This is a genomic window from Mycobacteroides franklinii, assembly GCF_002013895.1.
GTDB lineage: Bacteria > Actinomycetota > Actinomycetes > Mycobacteriales > Mycobacteriaceae > Mycobacterium > Mycobacterium franklinii.
The window spans coordinates 216,662-238,868 of record NZ_MAFQ01000005.1 but is presented as its reverse complement, the minus strand read 5'-3'; the positions used below and the strand labels follow the sequence as shown (position 1 = coordinate 238,868).

The 22,207-nt window shown below is 64.5% G+C and carries 23 protein-coding genes and 1 riboswitch; of the genes, 15 read left to right on the top strand and 8 right to left on the bottom strand.

The features are described 5' to 3' along the window. Positions 1-26: 26 nt before the first annotated feature. A complete protein-coding gene (gene metE, locus B4393_RS08055; protein WP_078333679.1) occupies positions 27-2,291 on the bottom strand; it encodes a 5-methyltetrahydropteroyltriglutamate--homocysteine S-methyltransferase in 2,265 nt (754 codons plus the stop codon). A 135-nt stretch (positions 2,292-2,426) separates the two neighbouring features. Then, positions 2,427-2,653: riboswitch (cobalamin riboswitch) on the bottom strand. Between the two features lie 95 nt (positions 2,654-2,748). On the opposite strand from metE, the gene B4393_RS08050 reads away from it, so the two are divergent. Then, positions 2,749-3,168 carry a PaaI family thioesterase gene (locus B4393_RS08050; RefSeq protein WP_070937908.1) on the top strand — a complete coding sequence of 140 codons (420 nt, stop codon included), beginning with the start codon at positions 2,749-2,751 and terminating at the stop codon, positions 3,166-3,168. After that, positions 3,158-3,739 carry a TetR/AcrR family transcriptional regulator gene (locus tag B4393_RS08045; RefSeq protein WP_078333678.1) on the top strand — a complete coding sequence of 194 codons (582 nt, stop codon included), beginning with the start codon at positions 3,158-3,160 and terminating at the stop codon, positions 3,737-3,739. The genes B4393_RS08050 and B4393_RS08045 overlap by 11 nt, the downstream gene beginning before the upstream one ends. A 9-nt stretch (positions 3,740-3,748) precedes the next feature. On the opposite strand, the gene fadD8 is transcribed toward B4393_RS08045, so the two are convergent. Then, the gene (fadD8, locus tag B4393_RS08040) at positions 3,749-5,350 is read right to left on the bottom strand and encodes a fatty-acid--CoA ligase FadD8 (RefSeq protein ID WP_078333677.1); all 1,602 of its coding nucleotides are present in this window, start codon (positions 5,348-5,350) and stop codon (positions 3,749-3,751) included. Positions 5,351-5,500: 150 nt separating this feature from the next. Here fadD8 and B4393_RS08035 point away from each other — a divergent pair, with 150 nt between their 5' ends. Beyond that, complete coding sequence (locus B4393_RS08035; RefSeq protein WP_078333676.1) at positions 5,501-5,833, top strand: hypothetical protein; 333 nt, start codon at positions 5,501-5,503, stop codon at positions 5,831-5,833. 10 nt (positions 5,834-5,843) lie between these two features. Here B4393_RS08035 and B4393_RS08030 read toward each other — a convergent pair whose 3' ends face one another. After that, positions 5,844-6,941 (bottom strand): LLM class flavin-dependent oxidoreductase, encoded by a 1,098-nt coding sequence (locus tag B4393_RS08030; RefSeq protein ID WP_078333675.1) that lies wholly within the window; start codon positions 6,939-6,941, stop codon positions 5,844-5,846. Positions 6,942-6,992: 51 nt separating this feature from the next. Between B4393_RS08030 and B4393_RS08025 the strand changes: the two genes are divergently transcribed. Further along, on the top strand, positions 6,993-7,658 hold the full coding sequence (locus tag B4393_RS08025; RefSeq protein WP_078333674.1) for a VOC family protein: 666 nt from the start codon (positions 6,993-6,995) through the stop codon (positions 7,656-7,658). Between the two features lie 7 nt (positions 7,659-7,665). Here B4393_RS08025 and B4393_RS08020 read toward each other — a convergent pair whose 3' ends face one another. Beyond that, on the bottom strand, positions 7,666-8,526 hold the full coding sequence (locus B4393_RS08020) for a MarR family transcriptional regulator (RefSeq protein ID WP_078333673.1): 861 nt from the start codon (positions 8,524-8,526) through the stop codon (positions 7,666-7,668). Positions 8,527-8,618: 92 nt separating this feature from the next. Here B4393_RS08020 and B4393_RS08015 point away from each other — a divergent pair, with 92 nt between their 5' ends. After that, entirely contained in the window at positions 8,619-9,410 is a 792-nt protein-coding gene (locus tag B4393_RS08015) for an SDR family oxidoreductase (RefSeq protein ID WP_078333672.1), read from the top strand. An 11-nt stretch (positions 9,411-9,421) separates the two neighbouring features. Continuing rightward, a complete protein-coding gene (locus B4393_RS08010; RefSeq protein WP_078333671.1) occupies positions 9,422-10,495 on the top strand; it encodes an NAD(P)H-dependent amine dehydrogenase family protein in 1,074 nt (357 codons plus the stop codon). On the opposite strand, the gene B4393_RS08005 is transcribed toward B4393_RS08010, so the two are convergent. Continuing rightward, complete coding sequence (locus B4393_RS08005) at positions 10,492-11,082, bottom strand: TetR/AcrR family transcriptional regulator (protein ID WP_078281007.1); 591 nt, start codon at positions 11,080-11,082, stop codon at positions 10,492-10,494. The two genes, B4393_RS08010 and B4393_RS08005, sit on opposite strands and share 4 nt — an antisense overlap. Before the next feature lie 117 nt (positions 11,083-11,199). Here B4393_RS08005 and B4393_RS08000 point away from each other — a divergent pair, with 117 nt between their 5' ends. From B4393_RS08000 to B4393_RS07960, 9 genes are all read left to right on the top strand, one after another. Beyond that, positions 11,200-12,453 carry an NADH:flavin oxidoreductase/NADH oxidase family protein gene (locus B4393_RS08000; protein WP_078333670.1) on the top strand — a complete coding sequence of 418 codons (1,254 nt, stop codon included), beginning with the start codon at positions 11,200-11,202 and terminating at the stop codon, positions 12,451-12,453. Further along, a complete protein-coding gene (locus tag B4393_RS07995) occupies positions 12,450-12,866 on the top strand; it encodes a nitroreductase family deazaflavin-dependent oxidoreductase (RefSeq protein ID WP_078281005.1) in 417 nt (138 codons plus the stop codon). The genes B4393_RS08000 and B4393_RS07995 overlap by 4 nt, the downstream gene beginning before the upstream one ends. Before the next feature lie 86 nt (positions 12,867-12,952). After that, positions 12,953-13,996, top strand: coding sequence for a galactose-1-phosphate uridylyltransferase (gene galT / locus B4393_RS07990; RefSeq protein ID WP_078333969.1), 1,044 nt, complete (start codon positions 12,953-12,955; stop codon positions 13,994-13,996). After that, positions 13,993-15,087 carry a galactokinase gene (galK, locus tag B4393_RS07985; protein ID WP_078333669.1) on the top strand — a complete coding sequence of 365 codons (1,095 nt, stop codon included), beginning with the start codon at positions 13,993-13,995 and terminating at the stop codon, positions 15,085-15,087. The genes galT and galK overlap by 4 nt, the downstream gene beginning before the upstream one ends. Beyond that, the gene (locus B4393_RS07980) at positions 15,084-16,739 is read left to right on the top strand and encodes a sodium:solute symporter family protein (protein WP_078333668.1); all 1,656 of its coding nucleotides are present in this window, start codon (positions 15,084-15,086) and stop codon (positions 16,737-16,739) included. The genes galK and B4393_RS07980 overlap by 4 nt, the downstream gene beginning before the upstream one ends. A 19-nt stretch (positions 16,740-16,758) precedes the next feature. Further along, positions 16,759-16,983: a hypothetical protein gene (locus B4393_RS07975; RefSeq protein ID WP_078333667.1), complete on the top strand. Its 225-nt coding sequence runs from the start codon at positions 16,759-16,761 to the stop codon at positions 16,981-16,983. A 101-nt stretch (positions 16,984-17,084) separates the two neighbouring features. Beyond that, the gene (locus tag B4393_RS07970) at positions 17,085-18,014 is read left to right on the top strand and encodes an oxygenase MpaB family protein (RefSeq protein WP_078333968.1); all 930 of its coding nucleotides are present in this window, start codon (positions 17,085-17,087) and stop codon (positions 18,012-18,014) included. 11 nt (positions 18,015-18,025) lie between these two features. Continuing rightward, the gene (locus B4393_RS07965) at positions 18,026-18,628 is read left to right on the top strand and encodes a TetR/AcrR family transcriptional regulator (protein ID WP_078333666.1); all 603 of its coding nucleotides are present in this window, start codon (positions 18,026-18,028) and stop codon (positions 18,626-18,628) included. 80 nt (positions 18,629-18,708) lie between these two features. After that, on the top strand, positions 18,709-19,329 hold the full coding sequence (locus B4393_RS07960; protein WP_078333665.1) for a TetR/AcrR family transcriptional regulator: 621 nt from the start codon (positions 18,709-18,711) through the stop codon (positions 19,327-19,329). Here B4393_RS07960 and B4393_RS07955 read toward each other — a convergent pair. From B4393_RS07955 to B4393_RS07945, 3 genes are all read right to left on the bottom strand, one after another. Next, entirely contained in the window at positions 19,319-19,873 is a 555-nt protein-coding gene (locus B4393_RS07955) for an SRPBCC family protein (RefSeq protein WP_078333664.1), read from the bottom strand. The two genes, B4393_RS07960 and B4393_RS07955, sit on opposite strands and share 11 nt — an antisense overlap. A 159-nt stretch (positions 19,874-20,032) precedes the next feature. Then, the gene (locus B4393_RS07950; protein WP_109558217.1) at positions 20,033-20,935 is read right to left on the bottom strand and encodes a hydroxymethylglutaryl-CoA lyase; all 903 of its coding nucleotides are present in this window, start codon (positions 20,933-20,935) and stop codon (positions 20,033-20,035) included. Between the two features lie 29 nt (positions 20,936-20,964). Beyond that, positions 20,965-22,164: a CaiB/BaiF CoA transferase family protein gene (locus tag B4393_RS07945; RefSeq protein ID WP_078333662.1), complete on the bottom strand. Its 1,200-nt coding sequence runs from the start codon at positions 22,162-22,164 to the stop codon at positions 20,965-20,967. Positions 22,165-22,207 lie beyond the last annotated feature (43 nt).

Here is a 22,207-nt window from a genome sequence, read left to right as displayed (position 1 = left end):
GAGACTGCTCGCGCGCTCGTCGGGAACTAGACGCCCGCACGCACCTCGGTCGCTGCGGCCACCAGGTTAGCCAGCGACGAGGTGACCTCATCAACCTTCCGGGTCTTCAGGCCGCAGTCGGGATTAACCCAAAGGCGCTGAGCCGGAACGGCCTTCAGCGCTTCACGCAGCGATGCCGCCATCTCTTCGGTCGACGGAACACGCGGCGAGTGGATGTCGTAGACACCCGGTCCAACGCTGTTCGAGAACCCGATCGCGTTGAGATCGTCGAGCACCTCCATATGCGAACGTGCCGCCTCGATCGAGGTGACATCGGCATCCAGATCAGCGATCGCACCGATCACTTCACCGAACTCCGAGTAGCACAGGTGCGTGTGGATCTGCGTCGCATCGGACACACCCGAGGTGGACAGACGGAATGCACCGACGGCCCAATCCAGGTACGCCTGCTTCTCGGAATCACGCAGCGGGAGCAGTTCGCGCAGTGCGGGCTCATCCACCTGGATGATGGCGATGCCTGCGTTCTGCAGGTCGACCGTCTCGTCCCGGATCGCCAGGGCGATCTGATTTGCGGTGTCTCCCAAGGACTGATCATCACGCACGAACGACCACGCAAGGATCGTCACCGGCCCGGTCAGCATGCCCTTGACATGCTTCGAGGTCAGCGACTGGGCGTAGGTGGCCCACTCGACGGTCATCGGGTTTTGCCGCGCCACATCGCCGTACAGGATCGGCGGACGAACGCAACGGCTGCCGTACGACTGCACCCAGCCGTTCTGGGTGGCGAAGAAGCCGTCCAGCTGCTCGGCGAAGTACTGCACCATGTCGTTACGTTCCGGCTCGCCGTGCACCAGCACGTCCAAGCCCAGCTTCTCCTGCAGCGCAATGACATCGGCGACCTCGGCGCGCATCTGCCGCACGTACTCCGCGTCGTCGATCTCGCCCTTGGTCAGGGCCTGGCGAGCCTTGCGGATCTCGACGGTCTGCGGGAAGGATCCGATGGTCGTGGTGGGGAGAGCCGGTAGTCCTAAACGCTCGTCTTGGCTGCGGCGGCGATCTGCGGCATCTCCTCGCGAAACACCTTCCGCCAGAATTGAATCCAGCCGCTCACGGATCTGTCCATTGTTCAGCCGTGGGTCCGTCTTGCGAGATTCGACGGCCGCATTCGACGCCGCGAACTCCGCGGCGTCGCGCGCCCCGCCCAGTGCCCGCGCCAGCACCACGACTTCCTTGACCTTTTCATCGGCGAAGGCAAGCCAGCTGCGCAGCTGGTCGTCGAGTTCGGTCTCCGGCTCCAGCGAGTAGGGCACATGCAGTGTGGAGCAGGACGTGGATACTGCCACGGCCGCCGCACTGCCCAGTAGGGTCGCGAGGGTACCCAGCGCCGATTCGAGGTTGGTACGCCAGATGTTTCGACCATCGACGACACCGGCCACAATCGTCTTCCCGGACAGCTCCGGCACCGACGCCACACCCGATGCGGACCCGTAGACCAGGTCGATACCGATCGCCTCGACGGGCGTGCGGGCCAGCGCGGGCAGAGCCGCCCCCAAGTCACCGAAGTAGGTGGCCACCAGGATCGCGGGGCGATCGGCCACCGTCCCGAGACGGCCATACACCCGCTCGGCCAGTTCGGGGCCATTCGGAAGGATGTCGGTAACAAGGACCGGCTCGTCGATCTGAACCCAGGTGACGCCGGCCTCGGTAAGCTGCACCAGTAGCTGCTCGTACAACGCCACAACCTCGTCGAGACGTTCGATGGGCGCACCGGCGCCGTCGACCGACTTGCTCAGCGCAAGGAAGGTGATCGGCCCAACGACGACCGGACGCGCCGGAATATCGAGTGCCTGAGCCTCTTTCAGCTCGCCGAACAACTTGGCCGGGTTGAGCTCGAACTTCGTGTCCGGCCCGATCTCCGGCACCAGGTAGTGGTAGTTGGTGTCGAACCACTTCGTCATTTCCAGCGGCGTCACCTCGGCGTTGCCCCGTGCGGCGGCGAAGTACCGATCGAGATCGTCGGCGATACCGGCGACACGGGGCGGGAGTGCGCCCAGCAGCACCGCGGTGTCCAGCACCTGGTCGTAGTACGAGAAAGTGTTCACCGGAACCGAGTCGAGCCCGGCGGCCGCCAGGGCGGTCCAGTTGTCGCGCCGAAGCCCGGCGGCGACATTCTCCAGCTCTTCACGACTGGTGCGGCCGGCCCAGTAGCCTTCGGTAGCCCGTTTGAGCTCACGGCGCGGGCCGATGCGCGCCGAACCGAGCGTGGTTGCCTTCAATGGTTGAGTGGTCATGCTGTCCTCTGTCTACGGCGTTGTGGCCACCGCCCAGGACAAGCAAGCCGAGCCCGAGTAACCAGCACGCATTGTGCTGGTTGAAACCGATTCGGCCATACGCCCATTCCGCGAGGCGATGATCCGCCGGATGCGGCGCATCCGACACAACTGGCAGGTCTTCGGACTTGCAGGCATTACCCGGGCTCAGGTTTTCCTACGGGCCGTCGCTTCCCAGGCTTCCTCGGTGATTGGCCGAGTGCATACCCCAGTGCGTAAGACGGCGATCGTTCCTGCATACCGCTGCGGGACAGTCCCGGATTCTCACCGGGTTCCCTCTCATGCCAGACCCCGAAGGGCCCGCCACTCGATGCTGACACCGGTCCGGATTAACCCGGGCCACCATCAGCAGACCAGCTGCGCCTTACATCATATGCACGCTCGCCCATGCAGTTATTAGCGGCTATTCTCTAATATTGTGATCACTCTTGACCAGGCACAACAGGTTCTCGATGCACAGCCGTTCAGTCGTCTCCTCGGGGCGTCAATCACCCGGCTCGACGACTCCGGAATCCAGCTCTCGCTCGACATCCGGGACGAGCTGCGCCAGCAGAGCGGATTCATCCACGGCGGAGTGTTGAGCTATCTCGCCGACAACGCCATCACCTACGCATGCGGCCTCGGACTCGGCGCCGACATAGTGACCAGCGGCTACACCATCGAATACGTGTCACCGGCACGCGATGGCGCGCGCCTTCTCGCCGATGCCTCCCTGGTCAGCGCGGGCCGCACCAAGGCCCTCGGCCGCTGCGAGATCTCCATCGAGGACCACGACGGGACCACCAAGCTGGTCGCTGTCGCCCAGGGCACGAGCATGGTCCGACAGCGTGGGGCGTAAGCCGCAGTACACCGCGGACGACATTCTGGACGCGGCGCTGGGCTTGATGGCCGCCGGCGGACCATCGGCCGCCACCGCCACGGCCATCGGACGGGCTCTCGGCGCCCCGTCGGGCTCGATCTATCACCGGTTCTCCAGCCGCGATGAGCTCATGGCCCGGCTCTGGCTGCGCTCGATCGCGCGCTATCAAGACGGGATACTCGCGGCGCTGGGCCGACCCGATCCCGACGACGCCCGCACCGCGACGATCGACCACGCCTTCGAATGGACGAAGACACATCGCAACGAGGCGCTGCTGCTGTTGCAGTACGAAAAGGCCGATTTGGTCGCGCACTGGCCCGACACTCTGGCCGCCGAGCTCACCTCGTTGAATTCCCGTGTACGAAAGGCGCTGCGCGAGTACACCGAGCGTCGGTGCGGCGAAGTCACTGCCGAATCAATCGACAAGGTGACGTTCGCGTTGATCGACATGCCCTATGCCGCGGTGCGCCGCCATCTCCCCGACAAGGGTGAGCCGGCGCCGTGGCTACGCGAATTCATCCACACCAGTGCCCGAGTGCTCCTGGCCTGAACGAAGGACTCAGACCGAGGCGTACTTCTGGCGCAGAGCCTTCTTGTCGAGCTTGCCGAGTGCGGTCAACGGCAGTGAGTCGGCGACGATTACATGCTTGGGCGACTGCACCGAACCCTTGCGTTCCTTGACCGCGGACTGGATCTCGGACGTCATCTTGGAGACCGCCGCCTCATCGGATGAGGCATCGGCACGCAGCACCACGATCGCGGTCACCGCTTCGCCCCATTTCTCGTCGGGCACCCCGATGACGCCGACCTGTGCCACCGAGGGATGCTCTGCGACAACGTCTTCCACCTCACGTGGGAAGACGTTGAAGCCACCGGTGACGATCATGTCTTTGGTGCGGTCGACGATGAACCAGAAGCCGTCCTCGTCCTCGCGTGCGATATCGCCGGTGCGCAACCAGCCGTTCTTGAAGGTGTCGGCGGTCTGCTCGGGCAGGCCCCAGTAACCGCCCGCCACCAGCGGTCCGGCCACACAGATCTCGCCCGGATCACCCTGCTTGACCGGCCGATCGTTCTCGTCGAGCAGTGCGGCACGCAGGAACGCCGAAGGCCGCCCGCAGCTGGAGAGCCGCTTGGCATCGTGGTCGCCCTTGGCCAGGTAACTGATCACCATGGGTGCCTCGGACTGGCCGAAGTACTGCGCGAAGATCGGCCCGAGCCGCTCGATGGCCTCAGCCAGCCGCACAGGGTTGATGGCCGAGGCGCCGTAGTAGACGGTCTGCAGCGAGGACAGGTCGCGGGTGTGCGAATCCGGGTGATCCAGCAGGGCGTAGATCATCGACGGCACCAACATGGTGGCGGTGATCTTGTGCTCTTCGATCGCGGCCAGCACGGCGCCCGCGTCGAACTTCGGCAGCACCACCATCGAGCCGCCCTTCATCAGGGTCGGCATGAAGAAGGCGGCGCCGGCATGCGAAAGCGGAGTACACATAAGGAATTTGGGGCGCTCCGGCCATTCCCATTCGGCCAGCTGAATCTGCGTCATGGTGAGGATGGACTGCGAGGTGCCGATGACACCCTTGGGTTTGCCGGTCGTCCCGCCCGTATAGGTGAGGCCGTTGATGTGATCCGGCGACAGGTTGATCGGCACCAGCGGCCTGGCCTCGAACCCCGCGGCCGCCGCGACGAGGTCATGTCCGACCTGCGCCAGCTCCGCCGGAACCGGTCCCAGCGTGAGCACGCGGGTCAGTGTCGGCACCTTCTCCACCAGCGCCGCGGCCCGCTCGACAAACTGTGGAGTGGGGTCGATGACGAGCGTGGTGATCTTGGCATCGGCCAGCACGTAGGCGTGATCGTCGAGCGAGCCCAGCGGATGCAGGGCGGTACGGCGGGTGCCGAGCAGCTGCCCGGCGCCGATCACCAGCAGCACCTCGGGACGGTTGAGCGCCAGCATGCCCTGCCCATCCGATTGCCCCTCCGGGGATTCGGGCACCAGCGCGGTGAAGGCCTGGATGTACTTGCTGATCTCATCGGCCATTTGCGCACCGGTGAGGGTCACGTCGCCGAGCACCAATGCGGGGGCGTTCGCGTTCCGCTTGAGGGCGGAAACCAGCAGGTGCCCGGAATTGATGGACCCGTGCAGCGGGTCGAATGGATCAGGCATCGCGCTCCTCAATGAATGGTCGCCGATCAGGCACTTCGCTCGACGTTAGAACATGTTCTAGTTTTGGGCAAGGACGGGCACGCCCACCCCCTATCCAGTGCCTTGGTCGATTCCCCGAGAGGGGCCCAATGGGCTTGCTAGGCTGGCTAAATGCTCAAGTCGATGGCCACTGGCGCGCTATTCGCTGCGTTGACGATGTTTGCCACGCCTTTCGCGAGCGCGGATCCGGCAGACCCCGACCCGTTCAACCCCGCTGATTGCATCGGCAACGCGAATGCGGTCTGCAACGTTGGTCCGTACGGTCCGAACAGCATGTCGAATCCGGCGAACCCAGCCAGCCCGCTGAATCCCAACAACCCGGCCAACCCGGCCAGCCCGCTGAACCCGAACAACCCAGCCAACCCGGCCAGCCCGCTGAACCCGAACAACCCAGCCAACCCGGCCAGCCCCATGAATCCGATGAATCGTCCGGGTCGGATCTGACACGTGCCCTTCAGGCGGCGGTGAATCCCTTGGCCCGCTGTGCATCTTGCGGGCCCCATAGCGTGGACTTGACCTCGGCCTTCACCACCGGGACAACCTCTTCGGCGAATCGGCGCAGGGTGTCCTTCTGCTCCTCGAAATCGGCCTCGGGACTCAACGAGATCGACTGGAACTCGTGACCGAATGCCTCGTGCCATTCAATGATCTTCTCGGCCACCCGTTCCGGCGAACCGGCGAGCACCGGACCGCGGTCTGCCGCATCCTCGATGGATTCGAAAGAGGGGAACTTTCCGACGGCCTTCGGATGGTCCTTGAGCTTCGCCATCTGCGCCAGGCGCGCCTCGTAAATGGGCCGATATTGGGCGATGGCCTGTTCGGTCGTATCCGCCAGGTACAGGCCGCCTGAGCCGGCTCCCACATACAGTCGGGCCGGATCGTGTCCGTATTGCGCATACAGCTCGCGATATCTGTCGATCAGAACCCGGTAATTCTCCTTGGGCTGCAAGGCATTTGCGGTGACTATCGGGTCGCCCCACTTGGCGGCAAGCTCAACCGCGAACGTCGAGGTCGCCGACCCGTGCCAGATTCGGAACGGTCCGTCATACGGCCGGGGCAGTGTGGTCGCGTCGGAGAGCGGATGCCGGTGCAGGCCCGTCCAGTCCACATGTTCCTCGCGCAGCAGCCGCCGCAGCAGCTCGTAGTTCTCCTGCAGGTACTCGTACTGCTTGGTGATATCCAGACCCATCAACGGGTACTGGCGGTCCTCATTGCCTTTGCCGATGACGATCTCCAACCGCCCGCGGCTCAGTTGGTCGATGGTGGCGAAGTCCTCGGCAGCGCGCACCGGATCGAGCAGCGACAGCACCGTCACACCGGTGGACAGCAGGATTCGGTCGGTGGCGGCGGCCACCGCTCCGAGCAGCACCGTGGGCGCCGAGGACAGCACGTCTCCCGCATGCCGTTCCCCGACTGCGAAGGAATCCAAGCCCAGGCTCTCGGCCAACACCGCGGTCTCGACCACGCGGTTCAGGCGGTCGGCCGCCGGCGCCAGCGCCCCCGTCGCGGGGTTGGGCAGGTAGAAGACAATGTCCAGAAGCTGGAAGCGCATATTGCCAGTATGCCTAAACGGACCCCGGTCCGGCAGGGAGGAAGTTTTCTGATGATCACCGAACTGGACTCGGTGCTTCTGGACGTCCCAAATCTCGCTGAGGCAAAGGGCGCCTACTCGCGGCTTTTCGGCACCTCCGCGCCGCATCCCCAGCTACACCTCGGACTACCCGAATGGGCATCGCACCCCGGGATGCTGTTTCGCGTCGAAGACTTACCGTCCGTAACGCGGATGGTCGATCGCCGCGGCCTCACCCTGACTTCACATGCCGACCTCGCGACGGGGCAGGCCCACGGACTGACCCTGGGGCTGGCCGAACGTCCGGCGCCATCCGCACCGCCGGACGGCGACAGCAGCCGAATAGATCACCTGGTGCTGTTCTCTCCCAACCGCGACAGGATCATCGCGACGTTGTGCGGACGACTCGGCTTCGACCTGCGCCTGGATCGCATGCAGTCATGGGGTGTGCACCAACTGTTCTTCCGGTGCGCAGGGTTGGTGGTCGAGGTGGTACTGCGCGACGACGATCCGTCCGGCCCAGACTCGCTGTGGGGAATCGCATGGCGCACCGCCGATATCGATGCCTCGTGCGCTCGCCTGCATGAGGCCGATGTCACCCTCGGTGATATCCGCAACGGACACAAGCCGGGAACGCGGGTCGCCACCGTCAAAGACCGTGCGCTGGCGGTCCCCACCATCCTGATCGAACAACGCTAGCTCGGAGTCATCGCTCTCCCAGCAGCCCGGAGAGCTCGCGAGCACCCCGCGTCAACGTCGCGATCAGTGTTTCCCGCACCACGCGGGTTGCCTTGGGCAACAACGGGCCCAGCTGAAGCTCGTAGGAGGCGTCGACACCCGCAAATATGGGGGCCGCCAGATAACTGATGGGCAGCACCTCGTCGGATGCCAATTCATCGCGTGAGTAGGGGCGCGAGGTGAGACGGGACAGCTGCCGCAGTAGCCGTTCGCGCAGTGCCGCCTCCATCACCTCCGAGCCCACCGAACCGAGCAGGTCCGAGAGCAGGTCGACCATTCCGGTGTCGTCGTGGTCGGGGCGGTAGACGACATACCCGCAGTCGGAAACCTGTTGCAAGAGTCGCTGGCCGGAACGTGCGCTCAACCCTCGCGCGGTGCCGAGCCACTGCGTGCGTTCCTCTGCCGAGCGCCACGGCATGACGGCCGATCCGGCGGGGAAAGCCAGCGGAATGCTCTGGCCTACACCGAATCCAGTGACGGCACGGCGCCCCGCCTGCGCCTTGGCGACAATGGTCAACGCCTTCGCGCTGATACGGCTGACCGTGGCCCCGGCCTGCGCCTCCCCGGCGATGCGGGCCAGTAGATCCTGGATCTCCCGGGGCATCGTGGCCTCGACCGCACGCGGTAATGACGCGCCAATGCGATACCGAAGCTCATCATCGCGCGCCACCCAGCCTGCCGCCTCGAGTTCGTTCACCACGGCGGTCGCGGTGGCCCGGGAGATACCGGTGGTCGCGGCGATTTCGCTTACCGATTTGGGTTGCGTTGCCGTTGCGAGCATTTCGACGATTCGTATCACTCGAGCCGTTGGCGGCGAAGTGGCCGGCATGCGCTCTCCCCTCTTGCATGATGCACGGCACAGGTCTACAGTGCATCGACTATTCGCCCCAAGGTAGTCGAATATTCGACACGGAGGAAGCCATGATTCTGGACCGTTTCAGACTTGACGGCAATGTCGCCGTCGTTACCGGCGCGGGTCGCGGCCTCGGTGCGGCCATCGCGGAGGCCTTCGCACAGGCGGGCGCCGATGTGCTGATCGCCTCTCGCACCGAATCCCAGTTGCGAGAGGTCGCCGAGAAGGTGGCGGCGGCTGGGCGTCAGGCCGAGATCGTCGTCGCCGACCTGTCCGACACCGAAGCATCCGCCGCCCTGGCCCAGAAGGCAGTCGACCGGTTCGGACGACTCGACATCGTCGTCAACAATGTCGGTGGCACCATGCCGAAGCCCTTCTTGGACACCACCAACGAGGATCTCGCCGAGGCGTTTTCCTTCAATGTCCTCAATGGGCATGCGCTCGTGCGCACGGCAGTGCCGCACCTGCTCAAGTCGGACAACGCATCGGTCATCAACATCACCTCCACCATGGGCCGACTGCCCGGACGAGCCTTCCTGAGTTACTGCACCGCCAAGGGAGCGCTGGCCCACTACACACGCACGGCGGCAATGGATCTGAGTCCACGCATCCGTGTGAACGGCATAGCTCCAGGCTCCATTCTCACCTCGGCGCTGGAGGTGGTCGCAGGCAATGACGAGGTACGCGGAACGCTGGAGAAGAACACGCCACTGCACCGGCTCGGCGATCCGGCCGATATCGCGGCGGCCGCGGTCTATCTCGCGTCGCCGGCCGGCAGCTTCCTCACCGGCAAGATACTCGAGGTAGATGGTGGTCTCATCGCGCCCAACCTCGACATCCCGCTACCCGACCTCGCCTAGAAGGAACTGACATGACCAAGACACGCGTAGCCGTCTGGGGCACAGGCAATGTCGGCCGGCATGCACTCGCGGGGGTGATCACCGATCCCAACATGGAGCTGGTCGGGGTATGGGTCTCCGGATCCAACAAGGCCGGTAAGGACGCAGGCGAGCTGGCCGGGCTCGACCTCGTCACCGGGGTGGCCGCGACCGCCGAGGCCGCAGAGATCCTGGCGCTCAAGCCCGACTGTGTGGTGTACACGGCAATGACCGACAACCGGCTGATGGAGGCCCTCAAGGATCTGGCGGATCTGCTCATCGCCGGAATCAACGTTGCCGCCAGCGCGCCCGTATTCCTGCAGTATCCCTGGGGTGTCCTGCCCGACAACATGCTGGAACCGATTGAAACTGCAGCACGGGAGGGTAATTCATCGATATTCATCGGCGGTATCGACCCCGGGTTCGCCAACGATCTGCTGCCGCTGGCGCTCATGGGAACCTGCCAGCGCATCGACCAGGTGCGCTGCATCGAGATCGTCGACTACGCCACCTACGACAGCGCGACCGTGATGTTCGATGTCATGGGCTTTGGTAAACCGATGGACGAGACCCCCATGCTGCTGCAACCGGGAGTGCTGTCGCTGGCCTGGGGCTCGGTGGTACGGCAACTCGCGGCCGGCCTCGGCGTCGAACTGGACGAGGTCGCTGAAACCTACGAAAAACTGCCCGCCCCCGATGATTTCGATATCGCGTCAGGGCACATCCCCGCGGGCACCATGGCCGCGCTGCATTTCGAGGTGCGCGGCATCAAGGACGGTAAGGCGGTCACGGTCCTGGAGCACTTCACCCGGCTGCGCGAAGATTTGGCACCCGATTGGCCCCAGCCCGCGCATGAAGGCGGCACCTACCGTGTCGAAATCACCGGCGAGCCCAGTTACATTCTGGATCTCGGCTCATTCAGCGCGCACGGCGATCACAACTACGCCAACCTGATCGCGACGGCGATGCGTGTGGTCAACGCGGTACCAGCCGTCGTCGCCGCCGATGCCGGTATCCGCACCACGCTGGACCTACCGCTGATCACCGGCAAGGGTCGCGCGGGCTAGTCAGCGAGCGACTGCGGCTTCGCACCGGCGGGCACGTACAACCGAACCAGCTCCGCGAGCCGCTGTCCGACATCGTCGAGGGCCTCGGTCGACTGGGCCGCAATCGACATGATGACGGCGCCCTCGATCGCTGCGATCATCGTCCTTGCCAACGACCGCGCGGTCGCGCCGTCCACGTCGTAGCGCGCCAATCGGTCGGTGAGAATCTTCTGCCAGCTCTCGAACGCATCTGCTGCCACCGCGGCGGCCTCGGGCGCCTCGGTGCGTCCCAGCACCGCCGCCACCACCGGGCAGCCGGCCTGCATCTCGGTTTCGGCGAGCTGAGCCTTCCACAGTTCGATGAACAGCTGAATCCCGCGCGCGGGATCGACGTCGTCGCCGGCGGCCTTGATGATCGCCGTCAGTTCGTTCCCCGCAAGCTTGGTTGCCTCGGCGACCAATTCTTGCTTTCCGCCCGGGAAGTTCAGGTAGATGGTGCGACGGGAGACACCGCTGTCCTCGAGTAGCGCGTTGAGGCCCGTCCCTGCCACACCCCTGCGCCGCACCAGACCAGTCACGCTGGCGATCAAGGTGTCCCGTGCTGACATCGCGTACTGCCTCCAGATTTCTTTCTTGCTACACCAGTCAGTCTACTAACACTGCCCCGACATGGGGCGATATCCGACATATTGCACTATACCGATCGGTGTACTACCGTCGCCGCCATGCCCGATATTCACGATCCGCTTCCACTCGCAAGCGGTCAGGTGCTGCGCAATCGACTCATGAAATCGGCCCTCAGCGAGGGGCTCGGTGACACATCGCAGGGCCCGGACCATCGACTCGTGGAGTTGTACCGGCGTTGGGGCACCGGCGGATTCGGCCTGGTGGTGACCGGCAATGTCATGGTTGACCGTAGTCACCTCGGCGAACCGGGAAACGTCGTCATCGAAGATGACCGGCACCTCGACGGCCTGTCACGGTGGGCCAAGGCGACCAAGGACGGTGGCGGCCTGATCTGGATGCAGGTGAACCATCCGGGCAGGCAAGCCAACCCACTGGCCACCGCGTCCCAGCCGGTGGCGCCGTCGGCGATCAAGATGAACGTCCCGGGGTGGCAGGCTCCGCGTGAGCTCACTGATGACGAGATCGAGAAGATCATCGACAGGTATGCCACCACGGCATCGATCGCCGATGCCGCCGGGTTTGACGGCGTGCAGATCCACGGTGCGCACGGCTATCTGGTGGCGCAATTCCTGTCGCCGCGTACCAATCTGCGTACCGATCGATGGGGCGGCGACTCCGAACGACGGATGCGCTTCGTCCTCGAAGTCGTGCGCCGCACCCGCGCCGCCGTGAGCCCCGGATTCTCGGTGGCTATCAAGCTCAACTCTGCCGATTTTCAGCGGGGTGGCTTCACCGAGGAGGAATCGCGAGCCGTCATCGCCGCGCTGGTCTCTCAGGAGATCGACCTCATCGAAATCAGTGGCGGTACTTACGAATCGCCGGCGATGGAAGGCCGGCCGCTGGTTCCGTCTGCATCGACGCAGGCCCGCGAGGCCTACTTCCTGGAATACGCCCGCACCGCCCGTGAGGTGGCAGGCGATGTGCCACTGGCCGTCACCGGGGGATTCCGCACGGAGGCCGCCATGTCGGAGGCCATCCGGTCGGGTGATTGCGATGTCGTGGGGCTGGGACGGCCCACCACCGTCAATCCCGAGGCCGCCGACAGCCTGCTCACTGCGCGCCAGAACACACTCACGGTCCCCGATGCCGCCCTGCCCATGCCAGGATGGCTCGCGAGAACAGGTAGGGCGAAGTCGTTCCTCAGCGCGCTGGAACTCCAGTGGCACAACACCCAACTACACCGCTTGGGGGCGGGTGCCGAGCCCGACCCCACTGTCGGGCCGTGGATCACCGCACTACGGCTCCTCAAGAACAACGGTGTCGACGCGTTTCGTAGAAGGAGAAGTGCATGACCGACAAAACCTTGCGCAAGTTCCGCAGGGAGCGCGCGATGGGACGCTACCTGCTCAATCCAGCTGTCGGAGTCTTGACGAAGCTGGGGGTGCGCACCGCCCTGGCATCCGAGCTTGAGACCACCGGGCGCAAGACCGGCCAGCTCAGGCGGGTACCGGTCTCCGCACAGTTCGATTCGGCGGGCGCCTGGGTGATCAGCCAGCACGGCACTCGCTCGGGCTGGGGCAGCAACATCGCCGCCAATCCCAATGTCCGTATACGGCAAGGCAACCGGTGGCGTACCGGCAGCGCGCAGTTCCGGCCCGACGACGATGTCGTCGCGCGCGGGCGTAAGTTCGGCGCTATCGGCGCGCGTGTCGTCAAAGCGCTGGAGACCACCCCCGTCTCCGTGCGCATCGACTTCACCGACTAGGTACCGGTAGCTCGGCCGCGCCGTTTCCCAGCCACCTACCAGACAAAGCCTCTAGGCTCGTCGCCGTGTGGCAAACCCGCAGGGAATTGGCCGACGGCCGGGAGATCGTGTACTTCGACTCCACCCCCACCGAGCGGGTCACCGTAGACCAGCGCGACCTGCCCGCCACGGCCACGCAATCTCAGATACGGTTCGATCCGTTACTGGGAGACTGGGTCACCCTGGCCTCCCATCGGCAGACGCGCACGTTTCTGCCGCCGACCGATCTTTGTCCGCTGTGCCCATCCACACCTGATCGTCACACCGAGATCCCCGAGCACACCTATCAAGTGGTGGCGTTCGAGAACCGCTTCCCGTCTCTGTCGCTACATGCGCAGGCGCCCGGCCCGCCGGCGCGTCCGGGCTTCGGGCGCTGTGAGGTGGTCTGCTTCACCAGCGACCACGACACCTCCTTCGCGCAGCTGACGCCCGAACGAGCTCGCCTTGTTGTCGACGTGTGGGCCCAGCGCACAACAGAATTGAGCGCAATCAGCGGGATTCAGCAGGTGTACTGCTTTGAGAACCACGGCGAGGAGATCGGCGTTACTCTGGCACATCCGCACGGGCAGATCTACGCCTACCCCTTCGTCACCGCCAAAACGGCACGTGTCATGTCCAACGTCGACGACTACCGAAAACGGCATGGCACCAATCTTTTTGGAGAGATTCTCGCCGCAGAACGGGCCGAAGGCACTCGGGTGGTCGCCGCCAACGATGAGTGGACGGCATTTGTGCCGTCCTTTGCGCGGTGGCCGTACGAGGTTTCGCTCTATCCACACCGACAGGTCGCCGACATCCCCGATCTCGATGATCCGGCCCGTGACGCCTTCGCCGATCTGTATCTGAATATGTTGCGACGCTTCGCTTGTCGTTTCGATACCCCGATGCCGTACATCGCGGCATGGAATCAGGCGCCCACCGTCATGTCCGGCGCCAACCGCGACGATTGGTGGCTAAACCTGCAGCTGTTCTCCTTTCGCCGCGCACCCGGAAAGCTCAAGTACCTGGCGGGGTCCGAAAGCGGTATGGGTGCGTTCATCAGCGACACCACCCCTGAGCAGGTCGCTGCCGAACTGCGGGACGTCACATGACGGGCACATGGGCGGCGCCCGGGCGGGTGAACGTCATCGGTGAGCACACCGATTACAACGGCGGCCTATCACTGCCTGTCGCCATCCCCCAGCACGTTTCCTGCACGCTGACGGCGCGTGATGGCGGGACCATACGTGTTGCCTCGCAACAACACGGACGAGACTGGATCGCGATACCACTGGACTGGTTGGCCGACACCGATATCGCGGGCTGGGCCCGATACCCGCTCGGGGTCGCGCACGAATTCCGCAAGCGCGGTCACAACATCGGCGGTATGGACCTCTGGCTCGACGGCAACGTACCGGCCGGAGCCGGGCTGTCGTCCTCGGCCGCCGTGGAATGCGCTGTGGCGGTCGCCATCCGGGATACCTTCGCACCCACCGTCTCCGACGTCGAGCTTGTCGAAATCACTCACCGGGCCGAGAACGATTTCGTGGGTGCGCCCACCGGGGTACTCGACCAGTCCGCATCCATCCTGTGCACGGCCGGACACGCCCTATTTCTCGACGCGGCGACGGGCGCGCACACACAGGTCCCGTTCGATCTTGCGACGGCAGGACTTGAGCTCGTGGTCATCGACACCGGTACCCCGCACAACCATGCCACCAGCGAGTACGCCACCCGTCGACAGCAATGCGAGGCAGCAGCGCGCGCGTTGGGTGTTCATTGTCTTGGCGCCATCGCCGCGACCGGAGCCGTTGACGCGCTCACCGATCCGGTCCTGCGGGCACGCGCCAGACATGTGGTCACCGAGGACGCCCGCGTTCGAGAGGTTGTCGCGCTGCTTCAGGCGGGCGATGATCCCCGTCCGATCGGTCCGATACTGACGCGTGGACATGTCTCGCTGCGCGACGACTTCGCGGTTTCCACACCACAGCTCGACGCCGCCGTCGCGGCCTCCTGCGGGGCGGGCGCATACGGTGCGCGGATGACGGGCGGCGGGTTCGGCGGCAGTGTCATCGCACTCGCTGACACCGGCTCGTCGGTGCGAATCGGTGAAGCTGCGAGACAACACTTCTCGGTAGCCGGCTGGACCCCGCCACAGGTCTTCGTGGTGGCCCCCTCCGATGGTGCGCGGCGAGTGCGATGACCGGCTCACTTCGCCTGGATGCAGGCGCCGTCGACTACGTCCTCATCGCGATCTACTTCGTGTTCGTTCTCGGCATCGGCCTGCTTGCGCGGCGCGGAGTCTCCTCCAGCATCGACTTCTTCCTCTCGGGACGTTCCTTACCCGCCTGGGTGACGGGCCTGGCCTTTGTAACGGCCAACCTGGGCGCCGTCGAGATCATGGGTATGTCTGCCAACGGGGCTCAGTTCGGCATGGTTGGCATGCACTACTTCTGGATTGGCGCGGTACCGGCCATGCTGTTCCTCGGCATCATCATGATGCCGTTCTTCTACGGCTCACAGGTGCGCAGTGTGCCCGAATTCATGCTGCGCCGCTTCGGCGTTGGCGCACACCTTGTCAACGCCATCAGCTTTGCCATCGCACAGGTACTCATCGCCGGGGTCAATCTGTATCTACTGGGAACCATCGTGAATGTGCTGCTGGGCTGGCCACTATGGGTATCTGTCATTGCGGCGGCGGCGATCGTGTTGTGCTACATCACCCTTGGTGGTCTTTCGGCTGCCATCTACAACGAGGTGCTGCAGTTCTTCGTCATCGTGGCGGCACTGCTGCCGCTGACCATTGTTGGTCTCAACAAGGTGGGTGGTTGGGATGGGCTGCGCGAGAAGGTGTCCGCCGGGCAGATGTCCTCCTGGCCCGGCAATGAACTCAGCGGCTTCTCCGACAATCTGCTCTCGGTCATCGGCATTGTGTTCGGCCTCGGATTCGTGCTCTCGTTCGGCTACTGGACCACCAATTTCGTCGAGGTACAGCGCGCACTGGCCTCCGAGTCCTTGTCGGCCGCGCGGCGCACCCCGATTATCGGCGCCTTCCCGAAGATGTTCATCCCCTTCATCGTGGTGATCCCCGGGATGATCTGCGCGGTGCTGGTGCCGCAGATGGCCGCCTACAAGGCGGGGCAGCCCACCAACGACCCCAACCTGACGTACAGCAATTCGCTGCTGTATCTGATGAAAGAGGTTCTGCCGACCGGTGTTCTGGGGGTCGCCATTACCGGCCTGCTGGCGTCGTTCATGGCGGGGATGGCGGCCAACGTCTCGGCCTTCAACACGGTCTTCAGCTATGACCTGTGGCAGCGCTATATCCGTAAGGACCGTCCCGACGGTTACTACTTGCGCGTCGGTCAACTGGCCACCGTCGGTGCCACCGTCATCGCCATCGGTACCGCCTTCATCGCGGCCAACTACAACAACGTCATGAACTACCTGCAGACATTGTTCGCCTTCTTCAACGCACCGCTGTTCGCAACGTTCATTTTGGGTATGTTCTGGAAGCGGATGACCGCCACCGCGGGCTGGGCCGGTTTGGTCTCCGGAACGTTTGCGGCCGTGGGTGTGTGGTCGCTGTTTGAGGCGGGTGTGTTCACCCTCTCCGGGCAGGGTTCCAACTTCATCGAGGCAGGTGTCGCCTTCACCGTGGACATCGTGGTGAGTGTGGCGGTCAGCCTGGTGACAGAACCCAAGCCCGTCGCCGAGCTGGCGGGTTTGGTGTATTCCGAGACGCCCCATGCCTTCTCCGGCGACGACCCCACGTCGGCCTGGTACCGGCAACCGGCCAAGCTGGCGACGGTGGTGCTGGTGCTGGTAGTCGCCCTGAACCTGATCTTCCACTGACCACCATCGAAGGACGGCCATGCGCAACGTTTTTGACATACGCAACGTCATCGCCGCGCTGCTGGGTATCTTCGGCCTGATCCTCGTAGGTGTCGGTATCCACGACGCGTCGGCGCACAACCTCGCCAAGGCGGGCGGCAACGTCAATCTGTGGACCGGGATCGCCATGACACTCGTCGCGGCCGTCTTCGTGGCATGGGCGCTGCGGCAACCCGCGCAGACCGACTCGTCGGACGAGAACTAGTCCTACCCGGGCGGCCGCATCCAGATCTTGCATCAAGGGCACGCCATGGGTACTGTTTGGCACAAGTTCACAACTTTGTGCCAACGAGCCAGGAGGCGACCGTGGTCGATCAGAGTGCCCTCACGCTGGACGAAGGGCTCCGCGAGGCAATACCCATGCCCGTCGACGAGGAAATCACCCCGGAAACGCCACGCCTGGGTGCCGATTCCCTGGTGTGGAAGTTCTACGGCGACATTCGCGGAGTCCTCGGATTCCAGCGGCTGGCCGGCACCGAAAACTGCATCGAGCAGCTGGGCAAGGCCGTCGAGGACCATTCGGTGATCTTCACCGACACCATCGGCAGGGCGCGCCGCTCCGGTCCGCCGATCATGAAGACCATCTACTCGGCCGACCCGCAGAAGTGGGGCCGGATGGTGCGTGATTTCCACAAGCCCATCGCCGGAACCATCAGCGACGGCACTCGCTACCACGCCCTCAATCCGGAGCTTTTCTATTGGGCCCATGCAACATTCGTCGACCAGGTGCTGTACATCACCGACACATTCATCCGCCGGCTTTCCTACGAAGAGAAGGTGCGGATCTTCGAAGAGAGCAAGGTCTGGTACAGCCTCTACGGCGTCAGTGCCCGCAATCAGCCGCAGACATACGACGAGTTCGTGACCTATATGGAGGGCATGTTCGACCGGTTCGTGCCGACCAAGACCATCCTCTACGCCACCGGCTACATCCGTCAGGGGATGCCCGGCCCCAAGCAGATACCGAAGCCGGTGTGGCGAGTGCTCTCGGCGCCGCTGAATGCCTTCATCCGGACGGTGATCGTCGGGACACTGCCACCACAGATGCAGAACGTCTGCCGCCTGGAGTGGAACGACAAGAAGGAACGCAACTTCCAACGTTTCGCGAGGGTGATGCGCGCGTTGAACCCGGTGTTCAACAGGCTGCCGGTGCGCTGGCTGTACCTGCCGTGGGCGGCAGAGGGCTGGAAGCGCGAGGCAGTGGATCCCCGCCCGTTGCACAACAGGGCGGCATAGAGCAGACACCGATGGGTATCTCGTGCGAAGAGGCGAATACTCAGGGGGTGACGACCAGCGCCCCGCCCACCGACGCCGTGCTCGATGCCGCACGCACCGAGTTTGAGCGGCACGGGATGCGCCGGGCCAACATGGATGCCATCGCCCGACGCGCCGGGGTGAGCCGCCGCACTCTGTATCGCCGCTTCCCCACCAAGGAAGCACTGTTCGAGCACCTCATCGAGGCAGAGAGCCTGGTCATATTCGGTCAGCTCGCCATCGTCGCCAACGGCCAGGATGCACAAGGCGCGATCGTTGAATGCTTCACCCTGGCCATGCGACTGATCACCGAAAGCCGACTGGCGGGCACCATCATCGAGAACGAGCCGGAGCTGGTCATCGGGCTCAACACCCCCTCCGGGGAGAAAGCCATCGTGCGCGCGAGTGCGCTGGTGGCGACCTCACTTCGACACAGCGGCGTCAGCATGCCCGACGATGCCGTCCTGGCCGTCTCGGAAATCCTCGTCCGCTTGGTTGGTTCATTACTCACCAATCGCGCCGGTGTTCTCGATATCACCGACACCGCGGCGGTGCGGCGCTACGCACGGACGTACCTGGCCCGCCTGGTGTGGTGAGCGGACGTCCGGCCGGGAGTGCAGAAACTGACCATGGGTCGGGATCTGACTAGACTGCCTGCATGGCTACCCGGCGGCAGATGTACGCAGAACAGACCCGCTCCGATCTTCTGAACTCCGCACGCCGGCACTTCACCACCACCGGCTACAACAGTGTGACCGTCGATGACATCGTCAGCAGCATCGAGGTCAGCAAGGGTACGTTCTACTACCACTTCTCCGACAAGCAGGCGATGTTCACCGCGTTGCTCACCGAATGCCTGACCGAGACCGCCGACACCGTCACCACCGCCATCCGCCGACTGGACAAGCCCGGCCCAAGCGGCCCACAAGTCGCGGCGGCCTCCGCATGGGTCTATCTGTCTCGATCGCTGCGCGACAGAACATATCGGGAGCTCATGCGCCAGGCACCGATGGTTCTCGGCGAGGAAACCTACCGCCATATCGACGAGACCATCGTGCTACCGCCCCTGGTGACCCTCATGGAAACCCTCGCCGCCCGTGGCGAGCTGAAGGCCGGTGTGCACACGCACATGGCAGCCCGCATGCTCATGACGATGTTCGTCACCGCCAACAGCATCATCGCCGAATCCGATAATCCCGCAACGACAATGACGGAGGTCGCCGACACGATCGCCACCATGTTCAGCGGGATCGTGCTCGGCGACGTCCCGCTGTCACGCGCGGCCGCTAACGGATAGCCAAGAACAACAAGGTCCGCAGGAAGGGGCGAACCGCGAACGCCGTCCAGCGCATCGGGAACCAGCCGACCCATTTCGGGGTGATTCCCACCGTCCAGCGCACCTGCACCTTGTTTCCCTCGGCCGCAAGTTCCCAACGTTCGCCAAATGCATTGAGCACCAACGGAACCGAAATACCCGCCCCGATCGCCACCAGCTTGCGGCCCTCCTCGCTGTGGACCACCTTCTCAGTGAAGGCCAACAGTGGAGTGCGGGTGACAATCCGGTCGCCCGACCTCACCGGGCCGGACACAAACGGAATGCTCTCCAGATAGCCGCCCTCTGAGACCTGGGTCCACACCCGCTCGACGGGCCCGGGCACGCTGATCTCCGCGGTGACCGCGAACGATGCCGTCTTGTCGAAGAAGTCGGTTCCCGGTGTCGTCACCCCGAACCGGCGCGGCCCGTTGTCGCCGGAAGCCAGGGCGAAAAGCACGGCTGCCCCTAGCAAGCCTCCTAGGGCCAACACTCCCACGATGATCCCGATCAGCACCGGTGTGGACATACTCCTCCTTGAGTAAGAATCAGCGCTAACTGACTCGCGAGTCAGTTAGCAAGCTAGACCACCTAACAGCACCCACAGAAGGGAAAGCGGGGAAGTTAGTGACGGTGCCCAGCCCGGACACCGAATTCCTGGGGCCCAACCCCGTACGACCGCAACGGTCTAGCTCGACAACCGATCACCCGCGCGCAGCAAAGCGCTGGGAACCTCGTGTCCGACCACCGACTGCACCGCCCGCGCGGCCTCGATCGCGGCGTCAAGATCGACGTCGACGTCGACACCGCTATCCCGCAACAGATACACCAAATCCTCGGTGGCGATATTGCCGGTTGCCCCCGGCGCGAACGGGCAGCCTCCCAACCCGCCGATCGAGGAATCCAGTCGCCTCACTCCGGCTTGCACAGCCGCATAGGCACTGGCCAGACCGGATCCGCGGGTGTTGTGGAAATGCGCACCTAGGGGTGCATCGCCGACGATCGGGCTCACCGCCGCAACGAGATTCGCTACGCGGCGCGGGGTGGTGGTGCCGATGGTGTCGGCCAGGGCGTAGCGGTCGACGCCCCAGTCCCGGGCGCGCTGCACGATGTCGAGCACCCGATGTTCCGGGGTGGGACCATCGAACGGGCAGTCCCATGAGCACGCGACGATCACCTCCACCGTCGCAGCAGCATCACGTGCCAGCGCCACGATCTCCTCGATGCGTGCGGTGGCCTCGGCACTGCTGGTTCCGACATTGGCACGGCTGTGTCCGTCCGCGGCCGAGACCACGTACTCCAGTGAGGTGAATCCCGCCGCCAGAGCACGCTTGGCGCCGTTGGGGCTGGCGACGAGTGCCGAGAACTCGATATCCGGGTAATGATGCAGCTGCGCCGCAAGTTCGGCCGCGTCGGCCAGCGCCGGCATCTTGGTGGGTGACACAAACGCGGTGGCCTCGACCTCCCGCACACCCGTCGCCGCGATGGCGTCGAGCAACTTGAGCTTGTCCGCCAACGAGATCGGCGCCTCGAGCTGTAGTCCATCCCGCAACAACACCTCGCGGATGGTGACGTGCGCGGGCTGCTGCACATGCTCCGTGCCCAACAGGCTCGTCGCCATCACAGCACCCCCTGCACCCGTAGCGACTCGATTTCCGCGGCGCTCCTGCCCAACAGCCGCACATAGACGTCCTCGTTGTGCTGACCCGGCCGGGCCGGGCCGGCGCTGCGGACACCGCCCGGCGATTCGGACAGCACCGGGACCACGCCCGGCCCCAGCACCGAGCGGCCGAGGCGTTCATCGAAATGCTCGACGAGCATTTCCCGCGCCTTGAGTTGCGGGTCCTGCACCACATCGGCGACGGTGTTGATGGGACCCGCGATCACCCCGGCGGCGCTGAGCACATCGATGATGTCCGCGGGTACGCGCCGTGCCGCCCACCCGGCGATGATCGCATCCAGCTCGTCCTGATTACGCCCGCGGGCAATATGATCGGCGAAACGTTCATCGGAGCTCAGTTCCGGTTGGTCCATCGCCTCGCACAGTCTGCGAAAGACGGTGTCCTGGTTGGCGGCGATGACCACCCAGCTGCCATCGGCGCTCTGATAGATGTTCGACGGCGCGATGCCCTCCAGCCGGGTGCCCGACGGCCCCCGCACCACCCCACCTACGTCATAGTCGGGGATGGTCGATTCCTGTACGGCCAAACAACTCTCGGTGAGCGCCGTGTCGACGATCTGCCCCCGGCCGGTGACGGTCCGCCGGTACAGCGCGGCAAGCGCCCCTTGAGCCGCGAACATGCCGGCGAGAGTATCGCCGATCGAGAGCGCCATCCGGGGCGGCGGACCACCGGGAAAACCGTTGAGATGCCGCAGACCACTGGCGGCCTCGGCCACCGATGCGTATCCGGCCTTGTGCGCGTCCGGGCCTGTCTGCCCGTACCCGGAGACACGAACCAGGATGATGCCCTCGTTGCGTTCGGCCAGGACGTCATAGCCCAGACCCCATTTCTCCAACGTGCCGGGCCGGAAGTTTTCGACGATCACATCCGACTGTCCGACGAGATCGAGAAACAGTGCGCGCCCGGCCTCGATCCGCAGATCCAGGGTGATGGCCTTCTTGTTGCGTGCGTGCACCGTCCAGAACACGTGGTGTCCGTCGACCTCGGCCTGCCCCCATGTCCGCAGCGGGTCCGGCGCACCGGGCGGCTCGATCTTGAGCACCTCGGCACCCATATCCCCGAGTAAGCGGCCCGCGAAAGGCCCGGCGATCAGAGTGCCCAGTTCCAGCACCCGGATCCCATCGAGAGCACCCGTCATCCCCGTGACGCTACCCCGAACCAAATGGCCGTCGGCATCGTGT